The sequence below is a fragment of the Amycolatopsis sp. NPDC005003 genome (genome assembly GCF_053600695.1).
On the sequence record NZ_JBSGAI010000018.1, the window covers coordinates 1 to 19355 of the forward strand.

Consider the following 19355-nt stretch of genomic DNA (forward strand, 5'->3'; position numbering starts at 1 on the left):
GCGCGGCCGGGGTGGCGGCGCGGCCGGGGTGGCGGCGCGGCCGGGGTGGCGGCGCGGCGGATGGGGTAGCGGCGGGCGGCGAAGATGGGCGGCGGCCGGGCGGCCTGGAGGCGCGGCCTCGCCCATGCGCCCCAAGCGCCCCAAGGCGGCCTTGGTTGCGTCTGGCGCACCGAAGGCCTCTTCGGGCGCTCGGTCAGCTCGCCCGGATGATCCCCAGCCCCAGCGGGGTGATCTCGTGGATCTGCGACTTCCCCGACCGGTTGCTGCTGATCAGCCCGCTGGCCCGCAGCACCGACGCGTGCTGGCTCGCCGTCGCCGGGGAAATGCCCGTCAGGTCCGCCAGCTCGCTCGTGTTGCACCTCGTCCTCGCGATCGTCACCAGCACCCGCGCCCTCGTTTGGCCGAGCAGCGCCGCCAGTGACGGGCCCGGCTCCGCGTCGCTGTCGAAGCGGGGGTGGCTGATCGAATACACCAGCGCCGGCGGCAGGAGGGGGTCCTTGTACGTCGTCGGCATGCCGTGGGCGAAGAACGCCGGGATCAACCTCAGCCCGCGGCCGTCGAGGTGCAGCTCCTGGTCGATCGGGAACCGCACCCGCAGCACCGGCGGCGACCACGTCACCTCCGGGTGCAACGTCGAGAGCAGCAGCTGCGGCCCGCCGCGGTCCAGGTTGGCCTGCAGCCGCTGGCGGTCACGGGCCACCGCCCGGCGCACCGTGGCCCAGTCCGGCGCCACGCACTGGCGATAGTAGTCGTGGAGGGCCGTGCCCAGCCGCCGCAGCTCGCGCTGCTCGCCGTCGCCCACCCGGCGCAGCCACGCCGGGACGTGGGTGCCCTGCGCCGCCAGCTCGGCGACGTCGGCGGCCAGCACCGGCGGGGGCGTCTCGAGCACCGCCGAGATCCCGTCGCCGATCGTGCGGGCGCCGGCCGGGGTGAGGAAGTCCGGGCAGTAGCCGTACGGCGGGACGGCGGACATCAGCAGCCGGCCGGACTGGGGGACCGCGGACCGTGATCCCCGCCGCCAGCGGCCGAAGAACGGCTCACCCTCCGGCCGCCGGATGCGGTAACTGCTCATCAGCAGCTCCCACATCGGGTCGGCGTCCTCGGCGATGGTCACCTTCGCCAGGTCCGCTTCCGTGAAGTGAATTTTCAACATCGCCCGCGACCCCCTTTCCCGGCCGAGGGTAACGGGCACCGCGGGGGCACCCGACAGGGGTCACGCGACCGCCGGAAATTCACGCACCCGGGCCGGAATTCCACACGGTTTGGCGAGCTGTCTTCACCCTCCGCAAGGGTAAAAAGCCGCGCCGTGGCAGTTCACGCTGTGTGATTGGTGCGTACGGGGGAAACGACCGGCATTCCTTGACAACACCGCCGTCTCCGGAGTTACGTCGTCGGCTGAATTCCGCGGAAAAGGAACCGGAAATCGTTCTCGGGCCACCGGTACGAATCGAGCCACGCCACCGATGAAAGAAGACGAACCCTCGTCCCGCCGTTCCGTCGCCTCCTGGAATCCCGGCAGCTGGCGGTTGCGCACCAAGATCTCCGTAGTGCTGTTGCTGCCGGTACTGGTCGCCCTGCTGCTGGCGGGTGGCCGGGTGCAGGCCGAACTCGCCCGTGCGGGCGGGCTCAGCGCCGTCCGCGACCAAATGCCGGTCGTGCAAGGGATTTCCGAACTCGCCGGGCTGGCCGACGACGAGATGATCCACGACGGCGCGGCCGCGCAGACCGCCGCGGTCGACGAAAAAGCCGCCGTCGTGCGCCACGACGCCGCATTTTCCCAGCTCAACCCGGCGCTGGCGCGGTCATTGGAAGATCAGCTCGGGAAATTGGCCGACCTGCGGCAGCAGTCCGGTTCGCCGGCCGCGAAAACCGCGGCTTACCACGACTTCAGCGTCTCGCTCAGCGAGGTGATCGGCGGTATCGCCGAGCAGGCCGGGAATGGTGGTCTCGACGCTGCCGCGGCCATCACCGAATCGTTGGTGCAGTTGAGGACCAGTCTCGCCGGTCAGCAGGCATTGGCCGGCCGGTCCGAAGGCACTTCGGTGGCGGCCGCCGAGCGCGCCGCGGCCGAGGAAACCGTACTCACCGGACAGATCCGGCGCGCGCTGCCCGCCGGCGCCGCGGCCGCCCGGTTCGCCGCGGCGACCAGTCCGGGCGCCGGCGGTGCCGAGGCGAAGCGCACGGTGCTCGGCACCATCCTCGCCGAGCAGGTGAAAACGCTTTCGGACGCGGTCGGCGCGCAGACCAACACCGCCCGGTCCGACGCCCTTCGCGACGCCGCCCTGGTGATCGCGTCGCTCCTCGGCGCCCTCGCCATCGCCCTCGCCGTGGCCCGGTCGGTGGTCGCCCCGATCCGGCGGCTGCACGCCGCCGCGCTCGACACCGCCCGGCGCCGCCTGCCCAGCACCATCGAGCGCATCCGCGAAGGCGAGGACGTCGACTGGCGGACGACCGCCCCGCTCCCGGTCGACTCCGAGGAGGAGATCGGACAGCTCGCCCGGGCCTTCGACGACATGCACCGGCAGGCGGTGCGGCTGGCCGTCGGCGAGCAGGCCGAGATGCGGATCCAGGTCAGCGAGATGTTCATGACGCTGTCCCGGCGCAGCCAGTCGCTGGTGGAGCTGCAGCTGTCGGTGATCGAGGACCTCGAAGCCGACGAACAGGACCCGCAGCGGCTGGCCGAGCTGTTCCAGATCGACCACATCGCCACCCGGCTGCGGCGCAACGGCGAAAACCTGCAGGTCCTGGCGGGTGGCCGGCCGGTGCGCCGCGACGTCGGGCCGGTCGCGACGGTCGAGCTGCTGCGGGCGGCGACGTCGGAGGTCAAGGACTACCAGCGCGTCTCGCTCGGCAACGCGCCGCGCGGGTCGGTGCAGTCCGAGGCCGCGGCGGACGTCGTGCACATCCTCGCCGAGCTGCTCGAGAACGCCATCCGGTCGTCCCCGCCGGAGGAGCGGGTGGTGCTCACCGCCGACCGCGGCTTCGACGGCGGCCTGCTGATCGAGGTCGTCGACGTCGGGCTCGGCATGACCCGCGAAGACCTCGACGCGGCGAACGCCCGGCTGGCCGCCGGGGCCTCGGTGACCCCGGAGACCACCCGCCGGATGGGCCTGTTCGTGGTGAGCAGGCTGGCCGCGTCGCACGGGATCACCGTCCGGCTGCGGCCGACGACCACGCGGACCGCGAGTGCCGGCATCACCGCCAGCGTGCACGTCCCGGGCGTGCTGATCCTGGTCGACCTGCCGCCCCGGGCCGTCCCGCCCACCCCGGCCCCGGCGGTCAACGGCTCGGCCAACGGCACCGCCCGCCACGAGCTCGAACCCCGGTGGCCCGCCGAGGAACCGCCGCCGGTGGCGGACCCGCCGACGCCGATCTTCGACCAGATGCTGTCGCACTGGTTCGCCGAAGCCCCGGCGACCCCGGCCCGGCCGGGTGCCTGGGCGACGCCGACCGACCAGGTCCGGCAGGCCGCGGAAGCCGCGGTCGGCACCCTCGACGACGTCGAGTTCACCGACTCGGGGCTGCCCGCGCGGACGCCGGGTGCGCAGCTCGCACCCGGCGCGGTCGCTCCGCGCCCGCCGCAGCCGGAGGGGTCCTTCCGCGACCCGGCCGCGGTGCGGAACAACCTTTCCCGCCACTACAGCGGCATGCGTGCGGCCCGGCACCGGGTCGCGGGCGAGCCCGGGGCGGAGCAGTGATGAGCACCCGGCAAGAAGGAGCGGAAGTGGCCGAGAGGTCCCGGAACTGGCTGGTCTCGGCGTTCACCCAAGAGGTGCCCGGCGTCGCGCACGCCGCGCTGGTCTCGGCGGACGGGCTGCTCGTGGCGGCGAACGAAACCCTGCCGCGCGACCGCGCGGACCAGCTCTCGGCGATCGCGTCCGGCCTCTCCAGCCTCGCGCTCGGCACCGCCGACCTGTTCACCGCGGGCCGGGTGGTGCAGTCGGTGATCGAGATGGAGCACGGCTTCCTGCTGCTGATGAACGTCGGCGACGGCTCGAACCTGGTGGTGCTGGCCAACCCGGGCTGCGACATCGGGCTGGTGGGCTACGAGATGACGTTGCTGGTGGACCGGGTCGGGAAGGTGGTCGAGACACCGGCTCGGCCCGCGGCCGCGCCGGGGGCGGCCCGGTGACCGAAGGCCGGCGACGCGAGGGCGGGCGGCACGCGGCGTCGCTGGCCCGCCCCTACGCCTGGACCGCCGGGCGCACCCGGCCGACGGTCGACCTGGCGGTGGAAGCCCTCGTGGAGACGACGGCGGAGGGCCGTACGGCACCCTTCAGCCCGACCAACCCCCTGGCCGTGGTGACGCAGTTCTGCCTGCACCAGCGGTCGGTGGCCGAGGTCGGCGCCCACCTGGGCGTGCCGCTCGGCGTGGCCAGGGTGCTCATCGGCGACCTGCTGATCGCCGGCCACGTGTCGATCCGCGACACGCTCACCGCGGACGCCTCCTGGGACGAACGGAACGACCTGCTCGAAAGGGTCCTCAGTGGACTACGTGCGCTCTGACAGTGCTGCCAAGAACGGTGCCTCCAAGAACGGCGCCTCTCCGGGCCGGATCACCTCGGCGAAGATCGTGGTGGCCGGCGGCTTCGGGGCCGGCAAGACGACCTTCGTCGGTGCCGTTTCGGAAATAGATCCGCTGCGGACCGAAGCCCTCATGACCACCGCGTCCGTCGGCGTGGACCGGGCCGAAGACGTGCCGGGGAAGTTCGCCACCACGGTCGCGATGGACTTCGGCCGGCTCACCCTCGCCGAAGACCTGGTGCTCTACGTCTTCGGCACGCCAGGCCAGCACCGGTTCTGGTTCATGTGGGACGACCTCGTCTGCGGTGCGGTGGCGGCGATCGTGCTGGTGGACACGCGCCGGCTGGCGGACTCCTTCGCCTCGATCGACTACTTCGAGTCGCGCGGCCTGCCGTTCCTGGTCGCCATCAACCAGTTCCAGGACACCCGCCAGCACGGGCCCGAGCAGGTGCGCGAGGCACTGAAGATCCCGGCCGCGGTGGAGGTCGTCACCTGCGACGCGCGGTCGCCGGAGTCGACCAAGCGGACCCTCATCGCCGCGGCCGAGCACGCGCTCGCCGAGCACCACGCACCCAGATCACGGAAAGCCTGAAGGAGCCCGAAAATGCCCATGGACCACGAAGACTTCGCGATGGGCAACTGGCTCGTCGTGCTCGCCTACCTCACTTCGGTGGTGGGGTGCGCCCTCGGCCTCGCCTGCACGCTGCAGGCGCGGTCCACCGACAGCCCGCGCGTCCGGTTGACCTGGCTGGCGCTCGCGGCGGTGTCGATCGGCGGCGTCGGCATCTGGGTCATGCACTTCATCGCCATGCTCGGGTTTTCCACGCCCGGCCTGCCGGTGCGCTACGACATCCTGCGCACGGCGCTGTCGGCGGTCCTGTCGGTGGCGGCGGTGTTCTGCGGGCTGCTGGTGTTCGGCGTCCGCAACCGGTTCGCGTGGCGGCGGCTGCTGCTCGGCGGCCTGCTGACCGGGCTCGCGGTGGCGGTCATGCACTACACGGGGATGTGGGCGGTGCAGGTCAAGGGCACGATCGGCTACGACCCGACGCTGGTGGTGCTGTCGGTGGTCATCGCCGTGGTCGCGGCCACCGCGGCGCTGTGGTTCACGGTCGGGCTGGACAAGCTCCTGCCCCGGCTGGCGGCGGGCCTGGTGATGGGCGCGGCGGTCACCGGCATGCACTACACGGGCATGGCGGCGGTGCGCCTGCACCTGGACCCGGGCGCCCCCGACCCGTCCGGCACGGAGGTGTTCTCGTTCCTGTTCCCGGTGTTCGTGCTGGCGGCGCTGGCGATGGCGGTCCCGATCTGCGCGGTCCTGATGGCGACGGCGAGTTCGGAGGCGCCCCGGCACACGACGGTCGCGTCCTAGTCCGCCGTGGACCTGGTGGGCACCGGGAACCGGTCGGGGCTGAAGTGGACCAGGATCGCCGTCGCCGTGGCGCAGACGACGTCCCCCGCTCTGAGTTCCCCGCCGGCGTGGAGCTTGCGGCCGTCGCGGCGGACGAGCCACCCCTCGGCGGTGAGCGGCACCGCGTACGGCGTCCCGTGGTGGTAGTCGACCGTCAGTGACGCCGTCATGCCGGGGAAGCCGGCCGCGGCGGTGGCGCGGCCGAGCACGTGGTCCAGGACCGCGGCGACCCAGCCGCCGTGCACCCGCCCGGGCGGGCCTTCGTGCGCGGCACCGAGGAGGACGTCGGCGCACACCGACTCCGGTCCCACGCGCACCCACGACAGGGGCGGTGCCAGCGGGTTCCCGGGCCCTTCCAGGGGGTTGTTGATGCTCAGGTGCCCCCCACCGTCGAGGGCGGCGAGCAGCAGCGGCTTCGCGCCGCCGGCCGCGCGGAGCGCCTCGGTGACGGCTTCGACGCGGCGGGCCGCGGCGGCGAGGTCGGCTTCGTCGTCGCGTACGCAGACGGAGGCTTCGATCAGCTCGCGGATCCGGGAGCCGAGCAGGGCGCGCCCCGGGGGTACGCCGTCGACGATCGGAAACGGATTCTCGGACATCGCGCTCCCCGGGACTGGAACTAGAACACGTTTCAGTCTAGCAGGGGGTTGGTCGGCGGTTGCGGGTTGCGTGGTGAGCCGGGCCGGTGGTGCGCCCGCCGCCGTCAGAGCTTGCCGCCTGCCACTGGGGGCATGTTCGGTGCGTCGCCTTCCGCGGCGTCCGCCTCGCGGAACAGGTGGTTCTCGACCTCGAACAGGTTGCCGCCCGCTCGCTCGACCACCGTGAGCAACGTCGACATCTGTGCTACCTCCTCCACCTGCTCCTTGAGGAACCAGTGCACGAACTGCTCGCCCAGGTAGTCCTCCTCCAGCCGGGCGGCCTTTGCCATCGCTTCGATGTCGGCGGTCACCGCGCGTTCCTGTGCCAGGGCCAGCTCGATCGCCTCGTGCACGCTCGAAAAGTCGTTGCGCACGTCGCCGGTGCCGGGGATGGCCACCGGCTCGTCGCGGTCGAGCAGGTAGCGCACCATCGCCAGCGCGTGGTTGCGCTCCTCGATCGCCTGGCGGTAGAAGCGCTTGGCCAGCCGCGGCAGGTCGCGGGCGTCGAACCAGACGGCCAGGGCGATGTACTGCTGGGCGGCGGTGAACTCGTGGCGGATCTGCGTCTGCAGCAGTTCGGCGAACTTCCGGGTCTTGGCCATGCCCCACAACCTACGACGGATCCGGGGTGCGCAGCTACGCTCGGTGCGGTGACCAGCCTGCCCGACCTGTCCGGCACCACCGCCTGCGTCACCGGCGCCTCCGGCGGCATCGGCCGCGGGATCGCGCTCCGGTTCGCCGAGGCGGGCGCGGCCGTGGCGGTGCACCACCGCCGTCCCGGGGCCGCCGATGACGTCGTCGCCGCGATCGAAGCCGCGGGCGGGCGGGCCCGCGCCTTCACCGCCGAACTCACCGACGACCAGGCCTGTCAAGCGCTGCTCGCCGCCGTCGCGGACTGGGGTGGCCGGCTCGACGCGCTGGTCAACAACGCCGGCGTCCAGCCGGTCGAAGACCTCGGCGAACTGACCGTGCGGCGCTGGCGGGCCATGCTGGATGCGACGCTGACCAGCGCGTTCTCCTGCACCCAGGCCGCGGCCCGGCTGATGGGCGACGGCGGGAGCGTCACGCACATCGCGTCGATCGAGGCGCGGCAGCCGGCGGCCGGGCACGTCCACTACAGCGCCGCCAAAGCGGCGCTGGTGATGCACGCCCGCGGCGCGGCGCTGGAGTACGGACCGCGCGCGATCCGCGTCAACACCGTGTCGCCGGGGCTGATCTCCCGGCCCGGCCTGGCAGAGGACTGGCCCGAGGGCGTCGAACGGTGGCGCCGCGCGGCACCGCTGGGCCGGCTCGGCACGCCCGCCGACGTCGGCAACGCCTGCGTGTTCCTGGCCTCCCCGCTGGCGTCCTGGATCACCGGCCACGACCTGGTCGTCGACGGCGGGGTCACGGCCCACCCGACGTGGTGACGCCGGGGTGGCCGCACGCCCACGGCCCCGGGGATTGCGTTGCGTGTCCGACCATTGTCATTGCGTGGCGCGCGGGTTTAAGCTGTCGGCAACAATAGAATGTTATCGCTAACAGGGTAGCGAAAGTTTCGAGAATTCGTCGAATTTCGGAACCGATGGCGAAAGTTTCGGTCGCCACCGGCGCACTTCTCCCTGTCTTCAGGAGGTCCTGTGAAAGCCCGGATCCGGTCATTGCTCGCCATCGCCGTGGTGGCGCTGATCGCGCTGCTCCACGCCCCCGCCGCGGAGGCCGCCCTGCCGGGCAGCTTCCGGTGGAACTCCAGCGGGGCCCTCATCGCGCCGAAGTCCGATGCCACGCACAACATCGCCGGTATCAAGGACCCGACGGTCGTCTACTCGGGCGGCAAGTACCACGTGTTCGCCAGCACCGCGAACGCCGCGGGCTACAACCTGGTTTACCTCAATTTCTCCGACTGGTCGCAGGCCGGTTCCGCCACCCAGTACTACCTGGACAAAACCGCGATCGGCGCGGGTTACCGGGCGGCGCCGCAGGTGTTCTACTTCGCGCCGCAGGGAAAGTGGTACCTCGTCTACCAGAACGGAAACGCCGCTTACTCCACGAACAGTGACATCTCGAATCCCAACGGCTGGAGCGCGCCGAAGAACTTCTACAGCGCGATGCCGGACATCATCAAGCAGAACATCGGCAACGGCTACTGGGTCGACATGTGGGTCATCTGCGACTCGGCCAACTGCTACCTGTTCTCCTCCGACGACAACGGGCACCTCTACCGGTCGCAGACCACCGTGGCGAACTTCCCCAACGGCTTCGGCAACACGGTGATCGCGATGCGGGACCCGAACAAGAACAACCTGTTCGAAGCGAGCAACGTCTACAAGATCGCCGGCCAGAACCAGTACCTGCTGCTGGTGGAGGCCATCGGCACCGACGGGCGCCGCTACTTCCGCTCCTGGACGTCGTCGAGCATCGCCGGCACCTGGAACCCGCTGGCCGCCGGCGAAAGCAACCCCTTCGCCCGGGCGAACAACGTCACCTTCCCGGCCGGGCAGTGGTCGAAGGACATCAGCCACGGCGAAATGATCCGCTCCGGCAACGACCAGACGCTGCCGATCAACCCGTGCCGGCTCCAGTACCTCTACCAGGGCAAGAACCCGAACGCGGGCGGCGACTACAACAGCCTGCCCTGGCGGCTCGGCCTGCTGACCCAGACCAACTCGAACTGCTGACGAGAGGACGGCGATGAAAACCCGACTGCTGGCCGCGGCGGCGGCATTGGCGATCGCGTTCACCGGCTCGACCGGGGTCGCGAACGCGGAGTCGAACGGCGGGGTGCGGATCATGCCGCTGGGCGACTCGATCACCCACGGCACGGGCGTGCCCGGCGGCTACCGGATCGGCCTGTGGCAGCGCCTCGCCGCCGGCCGCTACACCAACGACTTCGTCGGCTCGCAGTTCAACGGGCCCGGCAGCCTGTGGGACCACGACCACGAAGGGCACCCCGGCTGGCGCATCGACCAGATCGACGCGAACGTCACCGGCTGGCTGCGAACCTACAACCCGCGTTCGGTGCTGCTGCACATCGGCACCAACGACGTGCTGCAGAACTACAACGTCGCCGGCGCGCCCGGCCGGCTCTCCACGCTGCTCGACCACCTCACCGCCGCCGCGCCGAACGCCGACGTGTTCGTCGCCCAGCTCATCCCGATCGGGTGGGCGAGCGGGGACGCCGCCGTGCGGACGTTCAACAACGCGCTGCCCGGGATCGTGCAGAGCAAGGTGACCGCCGGCAAGCGGGTGCACCTGGTGGACCTGCACAGCGCGGTGTCCGCCGCCGACCTCCCCGACGGCGTCCACCCGAACGCCGCCGGCTACGACAAGATGGCGGCCGTCTGGTACAGCGCCCTGCGGTCGGTCCCGGGCAGCATCGGCAACCCGCGGACCGCCGTGCTCCAGGCTTCCGGTGCGGCGTGAAGGAGACAGCGATGAAACGCGTGCTCGGCGTCCTGCTGGCCCTGGTGGTCATGGTCACCGGCCTGGCCGCGCCCGCCCAGGCGGCGGCACTGACCAGGGTGACGAACTTCGGCAACAACCCGACGAACCTGAACATGTACGTCTACGTGCCCGACCGGGTCGCGGCCAGGCCGGCGCTGCTGGTGCTGGTGCACTACTGCGGCGGCTCGGCGAGCTCGATCTTCGGCTGGAACGGCAAGGACTACGTCACCGCGGCCGACCGCTACGGGTACGTCATGGTCCTGCCGGAAGCGACCCGCAGCGAGAAGTGCTTCGACGTCTCGACGCCGAACGCGTTGCGGCGCAACGGTGGTGGCGACTCGACGGGCATCATGTCGATGGTCGCCTGGGCCAAATCGCGCTACAACGTCGATCCGGCGCGGGTCGTGGTCAGCGGGTTCTCCTCCGGCGCGATGATGACGAACGTGCTGGCCGCCCAGTACCCCGACGTGTTCGCGGCGGGTTCGGCGTTCTCCGGGGTGCCCGCCGGGTGCTTCGCGACCACGAACGGCTCGCTGTGGAACAGCACCTGCTCGGGCGGGCAGTCGATCAAGACCGCGCAGCAGTGGGGTGACCTGGCCCGGTCGATGTACCCGGGCTACACCGGCCGCTACCCGCGGATGCAGCTGTGGCACGGCACCACCGACACGACGCTGTCGTACCCGAACTTCGGGGAAGAGCTCAAGCAGTGGACCAACCTGAACGGGTTGAGCCAGACCCCGGCGTTCACCGACCACCCGCAGTCGTCGTGGACGCGCACCCGGTACGGCAACACCAGTACCCAGGCCACGGTGGAGGGCGTCAGCATCGCCGGTGTCGGGCACTCCCTGCCGATGACCGGCCAGCTGGCGTACGCGATTTCGTTCCTCGGCCTCGACCGCTGAACGCCGCTGCTGGAAGAACGGCGGAAGCGGCACCCCCAGTGCCGCTTCCGCCATCTCCGGTCACCGGCAGAACGAGACTTCCGGGTAGCCCGGCCGGTCGAGGATCGGCCGCGCCCGACCGCGCAGGTGCTGGTCGAAGAACGCGTTGACGTACGCCCGGGTGATCTCGCTCGCCCGGGCCGCCGCGTTCGGGCCGCCGATGGGGACGCCGAACTCCTCGGCCAGCAGCCCGACGTCGGTGAAGGACGCGTGCTGCGTGCCCGCCACCTCGATCCACCGCTTCCACCCGGTCATCAGCGCGTAGTCCCGCTCCCACGGCACGTTCCCCGGCGCGCACTTCGGCACCTGCTCGTGGTTGACGAACAGGAACGGCCGAGCCAGGCCCGGTGCGGTGAGCGGGAGCTCGGTCGTCCCGTCGATGTCGATCCCGGCCTTGATCCGGTTGTCGGCGACCATCGCGGGGATGGTGCTCGCGCCGCCCATGGAGTGCCCGGCCATGCCGATCCGCGCCGGGTCGATCAGGCCCGGCCGGGAGCGGAGCAGCGAGTCCAGCACGAACGAGACGTCGGCGGCCCGGCCCCGTTCCAGCTTCTGCCAGAACGCCGTGTCGTGCGGAACTTCGCAGGAAGCGCAGCCGGCGAAGTGCCCGTCGGGGAAGCTCTGGCCGGCGTTCTCGTAGGTGTGGCCGATCAGTGCGACGGCGTACCCGTGACTGGCCAGGTCTTCGGCCAGCGCGCTCAGCGTGGCGCGGGGCTTGGTGTAGCCCGGTGACAGCACGACCAGCGAGAGCCCGCGTCCGGCGGGCCGGGCGTCGTCCACCGAGTTGGTCACCATCGTGGTGAGCAGGTCCGCGGGCACGTCGAGGCCGCTGTCCTTCAGCAACGCCGCCGACTCCGCCGGCGTCAGGTACTGCGTCTTCGGGCCCTTCGACGGAGCGGCCGGGTAGAAGAGCGTGACCATCAGCTCCCGGTAGGGGACCGACGGCACCCACGGGTCCGGGCGCGAAGCGTCCTTCAGGTACACCGCCGTGCTGCCCACCGGCTTGTCCCCGGTCGGGGCGGGCAGGTACGGCGTGGACGTCCGGTCGAAGGCGACCTCGGGATACTGCGCGGACGGCTGGTCCAGCAGCGGCTGCGGCTTGCCCCGCAAGTGCTGGTCGAAGAACGCCCGGACGTACGCCGCGGTGATCGCCTGGCCGCGCGCGGCCCGGGTGGTCGCGCCGAAGTCGATGCCGAGCTGCTCGCCCACCAGGCCGATGTCGGTGAACGACCGGTGCACCGTGCCGGCCACGGTGAGCCGGCGCTTCCAGCCCGTCAGCTCGGCCCAGTTCCCCGCGCCGGTGCCGGCCCGGCCGAGGAACAGGAACGGCCGGTCGAGGCCGGGGGCGGGCAGCGGCTCGTCCGGGCCGTCGAGGTCGACCCCGGCCTTGACCCGGGGATCGGCCGCCATCGCCGCGCCGGTGCCGTCGAGCCCGGCGACGCCGATCCGGTCCGCGTCGAGCAGGCCGGCCCACGGCGAGCGGGCCAGTGCGTCCAGCACGGACGACACGTCCGCGGACCCGGCGGTGTGGGCGGCCACGGCGACGAAAACGCCGTGGCTGGCCAGGTCTTCGGCCAGTGAGGTCAGCTCGGCACGCGGCCGCCCGGCCCCGGGGAACAGGACGGCCAGCGGCAGGCGGTGCCCGGCCGGCCGCGCGTCCACCACGGCGTCGGTGCGGATGCCGGCGAGCACCGACGGCGCCACCCCGGTGATGCCGTCCTGGTGGAGGACGGCCTTCGCCTCCGCCTCGGTCATGAACGGCGCCTTCGGCCCCGCCGCGGAAGCGGCGGGGTAGAAGAGCGATACCGGCAGCGAGCGGCCGTCGACCGGCAGGGCGGTGGTGCCGACAGGCCGGTCGCCGGTCGGTTTCGCCAGCGTGAGCGCCGGGTCCGCCGACGCGGACGGCGACGTCAGCGCGAGGGTGAGTGCGGTGATCACCATGAGGCTCTTGATTCTCATCCGATGAAGGTCACTTCCGGGTAAGCGGGCGAAGGCGCGGCCAGCAACGGCTGCGGACGGCAGCGCAGGTGCTGGTCGAAGAAAGCGCTTACGTAGTTCCGCGTGACGGCCAGCGCGCGGTAGGGGTCGATCGAGTCGCCGATGTCGACGCCCAGCTGCTCGGCGAGCACGCCGAGGTCGGTGAACGACGGGTGGACCGTGCCGGAGACCATGATCCAGCGCTTCCAGCCGGTCAGGTGCGTCCAGTCGGTTTCCCAGTCGTCGTACGGCCCTGGCGCGCCCGGCGTGTAGTTGTCCATGCTGCCCATGAACATGAAGGGCCGCGAGAGCCCGGACGCCGGGATCGGGACGTGGACGCTGCCGTCGAGGTCGGCGCCGGCGCGGATGCGCGGGTCGGCCAGCATGGCCTGGGTGGTGATCGCGCCGCCCGCGGAGTGGCCGGTCATGCCGATCCGCTGCGGGTCGATCAGCGCGCCCCACTTCGACGACAACAGGAAGTCGAGCACGAACGACGTGTCCTTCGACCGGACCTGCGCGAACTTCGGCCAGAAGCCGGGCTGGTCGTCGACCTCGCAGGCGGCGCAGCCGGTGACGTGCCCGTCGGGGAAGGTCGTGGCGCGGTTTTCGTAGGTGTGGTCGATCGCCGCCACGGCATATCCGCGGCTGGCGAGGTCCTCGGCCAGTGCGGTGAGGGTCACCCGCGGCTGAGTCCAGCCCGGGGACAGCACGACCAGCGGCAGGCTGTGCCACCGCCCGGCCGGCTTCGCGTCGACGACGGCGTTCGTCCGGACCGTGCTGAAGACGTCCAAGGGCAGGCCCGGGATGTTCTGCCGCTCGAGGTTGAGTTTCGACTCGAGCGGGGTCATGTACTGCTTCTTCGGCCCTCCTCCCGAGGTCGCCGGGTAGAAGACGGAGACCATCAGCTCCCGGTAGGGCACCGACGGCACCCACGGGTCGGGACGCGAGGTGTCCTTGAGGGACAGTGAAGTGACGCCGACGGGCTGGTGCCCGGTCGGGGCGGGGAGGTAGGGCGTCGTGGCCGCCGAGGCGGGCGACGCGGACAACGTGAGCGTGAGTGCGGCGGCTACCGCGAGAGTGCGCATGATTCCCCCAGTCGGAATCGTCAGGACAGGTGGCGGAGACGGCGGAAGCAGAACCAGGTGAGCAGGGCGGTCATCGCGAGGTAGAGCGTGAGTTCGAGCCATTGCAGCGGCCAGAACCGGGAGCCCGGCTGGAACGTCAGCCGCTGCTGGTAGCCGTGGGCGCCCAGCTGGGCTATGCACGCTTCCATCGTGCCGCGCTCCGGCGGGCCCGCGCCCGGCCTCGGCGCGCAGACCTGCACGAAGTCCGGCAGCGGGTCGGCCACGTTCCCGGCCGGGTCCACGGTCTCGTTCGCCAGCACCCACGCACCGGCCGGCTGCCGCATCCCGATCTCGGTGATTCCCTGATTGTCGTTGCCGGTGATGTTCGTGATGTCCTTGCCGACGATCGCGACCGTTTCGGTTTGCGGCGGCAGCAGGTACGGGCGCACGAAGTTCGGCACCAGGACCAACACGGCGGCGAGCGTGGCGAGGGTGACGGCCATCGCGGCCACCGTCCGCTTCAGCAGCATGCCCACCGCGACGCCGAGGACGAGCGCGAAAGCCGCGTAACCGATCGGGACGATGCCGCGGGCGCCGAACACCACGGGCATGATGCGTGAGAGCATCCCGCGATCGGTTTGCGTCGCCGCGAGCGCGTCGATCGGGCTCGCCCACCACGACACCGCCCAGCCGAGCAGACCGGCCGCCACCATCGCGGCGAGCAGGCCGAAGCCGAGCTTGGTGGTGAGCCACTGCTTGCGCGTGACGGTCTGGTTCCAGACGAGACTGTGCGTGCCGCTCTCCAGCTCGCGGGTGATCATCGGCACGCCCCAGAACACGCCGATCACCGCGGGCAGCAGGTACAGCACCAGGATCGTGCCGCCGAAGAGGGTGTCCTGGTCGGAGAAGTTCGTGCGCCCGACCAGGTCGGGTCCGGTGATCGCGAGCACGACGGCGATCACGATCAGGCCGGCGAACACCGACAGCGCGGGCATGCGGAACTGGCGCCAGGTCAGCCAGGTCATCGGAGGACCTCCAGGGCGGGGCGGGCGGCGGTGGGGTTGCTCATGTATTCGAGGACGAGGTCCTCCAAGCCGACCTGCGCGACCGTCCACGCGGGATCGAGGATCGGTGCCTCGGTGCGGACGAGCACCGTGGTCTGGCGGTCGGTGTGCTTCGCCGAGACGACGTGCTGATCCGCCGGGAGCGTGTCGAGGTCGCGGCGCGGCCCGGACAGCCGGTGGTGCGTGGCGAGCAGCGTCTCCACCTCGCCGATCACCCGGACCTGCGAAGCCACCAGCACGACGAGGTGGTCGCAGACCCGCTCGAGGTCGTTGACCAGGTGTGAGGACATCACGACCGACAGCCCGTGCTCGGCGACGGCCTCCATGAGGTCCTGCAGGAATTCGCGGCGGGCCAGCGGGTCCAGCGCCGCGACCGGCTCGTCGAGCAGCAGCAGTTCGGGACGCTTGGCGATGCCGATGGTGAGCGCCAGCTGGGCGCGCTGGCCGCCGGAGAGCTTGCCGGCGTGCTGCTTCGGGTCCAGGCCGAGCCGTTCGATGCGCTTCTCGGCCAGCGAGGCGTCCCAGCCGGGGTTGAGGTGGGCGCCGAGCCGCAGGTGCTCCTCGATGGACAGTCCGCTGTAGACCGGCGTGTTCTGGGCGACGTAGCCGACCTTGGCCAGCTGGTCCGGGCCGCTGCCCGGCACCCCGCCGCACACCTCGATCGTGCCGGTCGTCGGCTCCAGCATGCCGGCCGCGATGTTCAGCAGCGTCGACTTGCCGGCCCCGTTCGGCCCGACGAGCCCGGTGACGTGGCCGGCTTCGATCTCGAGCGTGCAGCCGGTAAGCGCTTGCTTGCGCTTGTACTTCTTGCCCAGTCCCTGGGCGCGCAGGACGGTCACGCTATTCCCTCTCTGGCGGAGTCGCGAAACGTGGACATCAGCAGGGCCTCGATGCTCTCTTCGTCGAGCCCGGCCTTGCGGGCCTTGCCCAGCCAGCGGCGCAGGTCCTGCCGCAGCGGGCCCATCGCGGCGAACGAGGCGCCGCCGTTCAAGGTCGCCGTCACGAACGTGCCGACGCCGGGGCGGGCCGCGACCAGGCCGTCGTGCTCCAGCTCGCGGTAGGCCTTCAGCACGGTGTTCGGGTTGATCGCGAGGCTCGCGACCACGTCCTTGACCTTCGGGAGCTGATCTCCTTCGTTCAGCAGGCCGAGGCGCAGCGCGTGTCGCACCTGCTGGACCAGCTGCTGGTACGGCGACAAGCCGGACCTCGTGTCCAGGTGGAACTCGATCATCGGCAACTCCATTTATCTAGTTACCTAGCACTATAGCTACATGACGCCTCCGGCTGCCAGTGATCTTTTTCGGCGACGGGAGTCAACCTCGCCGCGGCTGCGGCGTCTGTGGAGGCGAAGTGATCGTTTTCCTCTCCGAAGGGACTTTTTCGTGCGTCGATTTTCTGGGGGAGGCATCGTGCGCGGCGTGGTCGCCGCACTCGGTGTCTCGATGGCCGTCGCGGCGGGACCGGCGGTCGCGTCCGCGGCACCGGCCTCCATCGACAAGGTGCCGACGCCGCAGCTGAGCTGGACCGACTGCGCGGACGGTTTCCAGTGCTCGAAGGCTTCCGTGCCGCTGGACTACGACCGGCCGTCCGGCGCGAAGATCGACCTGGCGCTCATCAAGCTGCCCGCCACCGATCCGGCGCACCGGATCGGCTCGCTCTTCGTCAACTTCGGCGGCCCCGGCGCGTCCGGCCTGCAGCGGCTGCGGGAGCGCGGCAAGTGGCCGTGGCTGTTCTCCGACGAGCTGCGCGCGCGGTTCGACCTGGTCTCCTGGGACCCGCGCGGGATCGCCAACAGCACGGCGGTCCGGTGCTTCGACACCCTGGCCGAGCAGCAGGCCTTCTTCGGCTCGTTCCCGGAGATGCCGGGCGACCCGAGCGGCAACGCGGCCTTCTACGCCAAGTCGAAGGAGCTCGCCGACCGCTGCTCGGCGAAGGCGGGCCCGATCCTCGAGCACGTCTCGACCGCCAACACCGCCCGCGACCTGGAGCTGCTGCGCCGCGCGGTCGGCGACCCGAAGCTGAACTACCACGGCATTTCCTACGGGACGCAGCTCGGGGTGACCTACGCCAACCTGTTCCCGAACCGCATCCGGGCGATGGTGTTCGACGGCACCATGGACTTCGCCGGCAACTCGACCGGCCAGAACGGCAACGGCAAGAGCGTCCCGCTGGACACCCGGCAGGACGTCGCGACCGGCATCGCGCAGACCTTCGAGCAGTTCCTGCGGCTGTGCACCGAAGCCGGCCCGAAGTGCGCGTTCTCTTCGGGTGACCCGAAGGCGAAGTGGGCGGCGCTGACGGCGCGCGCCAAGCAGGCCCCGATCGTCAGCGACGGGGAGACGTGGACGTACTCCGGCATCATCAACGCGGCGGCCGACCTGTCCGACTCGCGGGGCTGGGCGGACATCGCCGCGCTGCTGCAGCGCCTGTACGACGCTCCGGCCACGCCGGCGCTCCGGTCGGCCGCGGTCAAGGGTGAGCAGTACACCTCGAACCGGACCGAGTCGTTCAACGCCATCCAGTGCTCCGACAGCGACGTGCCGACCGACCCGGCGGTCTACAGCCGGTACGCCGAGTCGGAAGACCAGCGCGTGCCGTACTTCGGGCGGATCGCGGTGCTGGACATGATGAGCTGCGCGTTCTGGCAGGCGAAGGACACCGACCGCTACACGGGTCCGTGGAACCGCCCGACGTCGGCGGAGATCCTCGTGCTGAACAACCGCTACGACCCGTCCACCCCGCTGCACGGCGCCCGCGACGGCGCCGCGGAACTGGCGCGGGCGCGCGTGTTCGTGACCGAGGGCTACGGGCACTCCTCGATGTACGTGCCGAGCACGTGCACCGAGCAGGTCAAGCGGGACTACCTGATCTCGGGGACCTTCCCCGCGGCGGGCAAGACCTGCACGATCGACGCCAGCCCCTTCGCGGGCTGATCCTGATCACGGCGGGCCGCACTGTTGACGGTGCGGCCCGCCGTGATGAAGGCGTCCCGCGGGTGCTGTACCGAGGCCAGGCTGAGGATGTCGCGGCCGAACAGCGCCTGCGTCAGCCACACCGCGAGGACCCGGACCTTGCGTTCCCAGGTGGGCACGGCGAGCACGTGGTAGCCGCGGTGCATCAGCCACGCCGGGAGTCCTTTGAGGACCAGCCGCTTGTACTGGAAGATCCCGCGGCCCAGGCCGAGTGTCGCGACGGCGCCCAGGCTGTGGTGCACGTACGGCTTCGGCTCCCGGCCGCGCAGGGTCGCGATGATGTTGCGGGCCAGCAGTTTTCCCTGCCGGTAGGCGTGCTGGGCGTTGGGTACCGTGCGCGTGCCCGGCATCGTGAGGTCGGGCACCGCGGCGGCGTCCCCGGCCGCCCAGGCGTCGGCCACGCCCGCGATCCGCAGATCCGGGCGCACGACGAGGTAACCGCGTTCGTCGACCGGGAGGTCGGTGTGCCGTCCGATGACCGGGTTGGCGCCGTTGCCCGCGGTCCAGACGATGAGTTCCGAGTCGAACTCTTCGCCGGTCGAGAGCGTCACGTGGCCGCCCTTCGCCGACGTCACCAGGGTGTTCAGGTGGACGTGGGCGCCTCGGCGTTCCAGCTCCCGCACGACCCAGCGGCCCGGCCGGTCGGTGACCTCGGGCAGGATCCGGTCCGACGCCTCGACGAGGTGGAAGCGCAGTTCGTCGCGCCGCAGTTCGGGGTAGCGCTTGAGCAACGCCGTCGCCAGCGACAGCAGCTCGCCGAAGCCTTCGACACCCGAGAAGCCTCCGCCGACGAAAGTGACGGTGAGCAGCTTCCGCCGTTGCGCGCCTTCGGGAAGGGTGGCCGCGCGGTCGAAGGCGGTCAGCAGCCGGTCCCGGATCGCGACGGCCTCTTCGACGTGCTTGAGGCCGATGGCCTGCTCGGCGATGCCCGGCACCGGCAGCGTCCGGGTGACCGCACCGGCGGTGACGACGATCAGGTCGTAGCTTTCTTCGAAAGGTTCGCCGTCGGCCGGCTGCACGGTGACGACGCGGTGGGTGTGGTCGATGGCGGTGACCTTCCCGGCGACGACCCGGGTGCGACGCAGGTGCCGCCGCAGCGACACGGCGGCGTGCCGCGCCTCGACCGAGCCGGCCACGACCTCGGGCAGGAAGGGCTGGTAGGTCAAGTAAGGCCGCGGGTCGACGAGGGTGACTTCGGCCTCGCCACGACGCAGCTTCTTCTCGAGCTTCCAGGCGGCGTAGAAACCGGCGTAACCGCCGCCGACGATCAGGATCTTGCGCATCTCGTCCTCTTTTCTCGCTTCACCCCCTGGACGAGGTGGCGGACGAGGGTGTGACCGCGATGTG

Annotated in this window: 19 protein-coding genes; 10 read left to right on the forward strand and 9 right to left on the reverse strand. The window is 71.1% G+C overall.

Annotated elements, in window-relative coordinates; all coding sequences use genetic code 11:
* Positions 1–193 precede the first annotated feature (193 nt).
* Positions 194–1153 (reverse strand): ArsR/SmtB family transcription factor, encoded by a 960-nt coding sequence (locus ACWED2_RS21550; RefSeq protein ID WP_449692257.1) that lies wholly within the window; start codon positions 1151–1153, stop codon positions 194–196.
* Between the two features lie 373 nt (positions 1154–1526).
* On the opposite strand from ACWED2_RS21550, the gene ACWED2_RS21555 reads away from it, so the two are divergent.
* Genes ACWED2_RS21555 through ACWED2_RS21575 form a run of 5 tightly spaced genes read left to right on the forward strand, consistent with a single transcriptional unit; the run spans position 1527 to position 5893 of the window.
* Entirely contained in the window at positions 1527–3698 is a 2172-nt protein-coding gene (locus ACWED2_RS21555) for a HAMP domain-containing sensor histidine kinase (RefSeq protein WP_449692412.1), read from the forward strand.
* Positions 3698–4132 (forward strand): roadblock/LC7 domain-containing protein, encoded by a 435-nt coding sequence (locus ACWED2_RS21560; RefSeq protein WP_449692259.1) that lies wholly within the window; start codon positions 3698–3700, stop codon positions 4130–4132. The genes ACWED2_RS21555 and ACWED2_RS21560 overlap by 1 nt, the downstream gene beginning before the upstream one ends.
* Entirely contained in the window at positions 4129–4506 is a 378-nt protein-coding gene (locus ACWED2_RS21565) for a DUF742 domain-containing protein (protein WP_449692260.1), read from the forward strand. The genes ACWED2_RS21560 and ACWED2_RS21565 overlap by 4 nt, the downstream gene beginning before the upstream one ends.
* A complete protein-coding gene (locus ACWED2_RS21570; protein ID WP_449692261.1) occupies positions 4487–5116 on the forward strand; it encodes a GTP-binding protein in 630 nt (209 codons plus the stop codon). Before ACWED2_RS21565 ends, ACWED2_RS21570 begins: the two co-directional genes overlap by 20 nt.
* Before the next feature lie 18 nt (positions 5117–5134).
* On the forward strand, positions 5135–5893 hold the full coding sequence (locus tag ACWED2_RS21575) for an MHYT domain-containing protein (protein WP_449692413.1): 759 nt from the start codon (positions 5135–5137) through the stop codon (positions 5891–5893).
* Here the strand turns inward: ACWED2_RS21575 and ACWED2_RS21580 are convergent.
* Together ACWED2_RS21580 and ACWED2_RS21585 are read right to left on the reverse strand one after the other, a co-directional pair.
* Entirely contained in the window at positions 5890–6528 is a 639-nt protein-coding gene (locus ACWED2_RS21580) for a PaaI family thioesterase (protein WP_449692262.1), read from the reverse strand. The two genes, ACWED2_RS21575 and ACWED2_RS21580, sit on opposite strands and share 4 nt — an antisense overlap.
* A 104-nt stretch (positions 6529–6632) precedes the next feature.
* Positions 6633–7169, reverse strand: a complete 537-nt coding sequence (locus ACWED2_RS21585) for a ferritin (protein ID WP_449692263.1) — start codon at positions 7167–7169, stop codon at positions 6633–6635.
* A 57-nt stretch (positions 7170–7226) separates the two neighbouring features.
* On the opposite strand from ACWED2_RS21585, the gene ACWED2_RS21590 reads away from it, so the two are divergent.
* The 4 genes from ACWED2_RS21590 to ACWED2_RS21605 all read left to right on the forward strand — a co-directional run bounded on the left by ACWED2_RS21590 (position 7227) and on the right by ACWED2_RS21605 (position 10892).
* The gene (locus tag ACWED2_RS21590) at positions 7227–7976 is read left to right on the forward strand and encodes an SDR family NAD(P)-dependent oxidoreductase (protein WP_449692414.1); all 750 of its coding nucleotides are present in this window, start codon (positions 7227–7229) and stop codon (positions 7974–7976) included.
* A 210-nt stretch (positions 7977–8186) separates the two neighbouring features.
* Complete coding sequence (locus ACWED2_RS21595) at positions 8187–9224, forward strand: non-reducing end alpha-L-arabinofuranosidase family hydrolase (protein ID WP_449692264.1); 1038 nt, start codon at positions 8187–8189, stop codon at positions 9222–9224.
* Positions 9225–9237: 13 nt separating this feature from the next.
* Positions 9238–9969, forward strand: coding sequence for an SGNH/GDSL hydrolase family protein (locus tag ACWED2_RS21600; RefSeq protein WP_449692265.1), 732 nt, complete (start codon positions 9238–9240; stop codon positions 9967–9969).
* 11 nt (positions 9970–9980) lie between these two features.
* Entirely contained in the window at positions 9981–10892 is a 912-nt protein-coding gene (locus ACWED2_RS21605; RefSeq protein ID WP_449692266.1) for an extracellular catalytic domain type 1 short-chain-length polyhydroxyalkanoate depolymerase, read from the forward strand.
* A 60-nt stretch (positions 10893–10952) separates the two neighbouring features.
* Here the strand turns inward: ACWED2_RS21605 and ACWED2_RS21610 are convergent, their stop codons facing one another.
* The 5 genes from ACWED2_RS21610 to ACWED2_RS21630 are packed head-to-tail and all read right to left on the reverse strand — an operon-like array spanning position 10953 to position 16267.
* Positions 10953–12890 (reverse strand): alpha/beta hydrolase family protein, encoded by a 1938-nt coding sequence (locus tag ACWED2_RS21610; RefSeq protein WP_449692267.1) that lies wholly within the window; start codon positions 12888–12890, stop codon positions 10953–10955.
* Positions 12887–13993, reverse strand: a complete 1107-nt coding sequence (locus tag ACWED2_RS21615; RefSeq protein WP_449692268.1) for an alpha/beta hydrolase family protein — start codon at positions 13991–13993, stop codon at positions 12887–12889. The genes ACWED2_RS21610 and ACWED2_RS21615 overlap by 4 nt, the downstream gene beginning before the upstream one ends.
* Before the next feature lie 20 nt (positions 13994–14013).
* Entirely contained in the window at positions 14014–14997 is a 984-nt protein-coding gene (locus ACWED2_RS21620; RefSeq protein WP_449692269.1) for a transporter, read from the reverse strand.
* Positions 14994–15875: an ABC transporter ATP-binding protein gene (locus ACWED2_RS21625; protein WP_449692270.1), complete on the reverse strand. Its 882-nt coding sequence runs from the start codon at positions 15873–15875 to the stop codon at positions 14994–14996. The genes ACWED2_RS21620 and ACWED2_RS21625 overlap by 4 nt, the downstream gene beginning before the upstream one ends.
* The gene (locus ACWED2_RS21630) at positions 15872–16267 is read right to left on the reverse strand and encodes a GntR family transcriptional regulator (RefSeq protein ID WP_449692271.1); all 396 of its coding nucleotides are present in this window, start codon (positions 16265–16267) and stop codon (positions 15872–15874) included. Before ACWED2_RS21630 ends, ACWED2_RS21625 begins: the two co-directional genes overlap by 4 nt.
* A 178-nt stretch (positions 16268–16445) precedes the next feature.
* On the opposite strand from ACWED2_RS21630, the gene ACWED2_RS21635 reads away from it, so the two are divergent.
* On the forward strand, positions 16446–17969 hold the full coding sequence (locus ACWED2_RS21635) for an alpha/beta hydrolase (RefSeq protein WP_449692272.1): 1524 nt from the start codon (positions 16446–16448) through the stop codon (positions 17967–17969).
* Here ACWED2_RS21635 and ACWED2_RS21640 read toward each other — a convergent pair.
* Positions 17897–19291, reverse strand: coding sequence for an NAD(P)/FAD-dependent oxidoreductase (locus ACWED2_RS21640; RefSeq protein WP_449692273.1), 1395 nt, complete (start codon positions 19289–19291; stop codon positions 17897–17899). The two genes, ACWED2_RS21635 and ACWED2_RS21640, sit on opposite strands and share 73 nt — an antisense overlap.
* Positions 19292–19355: the final 64 nt, after the last annotated feature.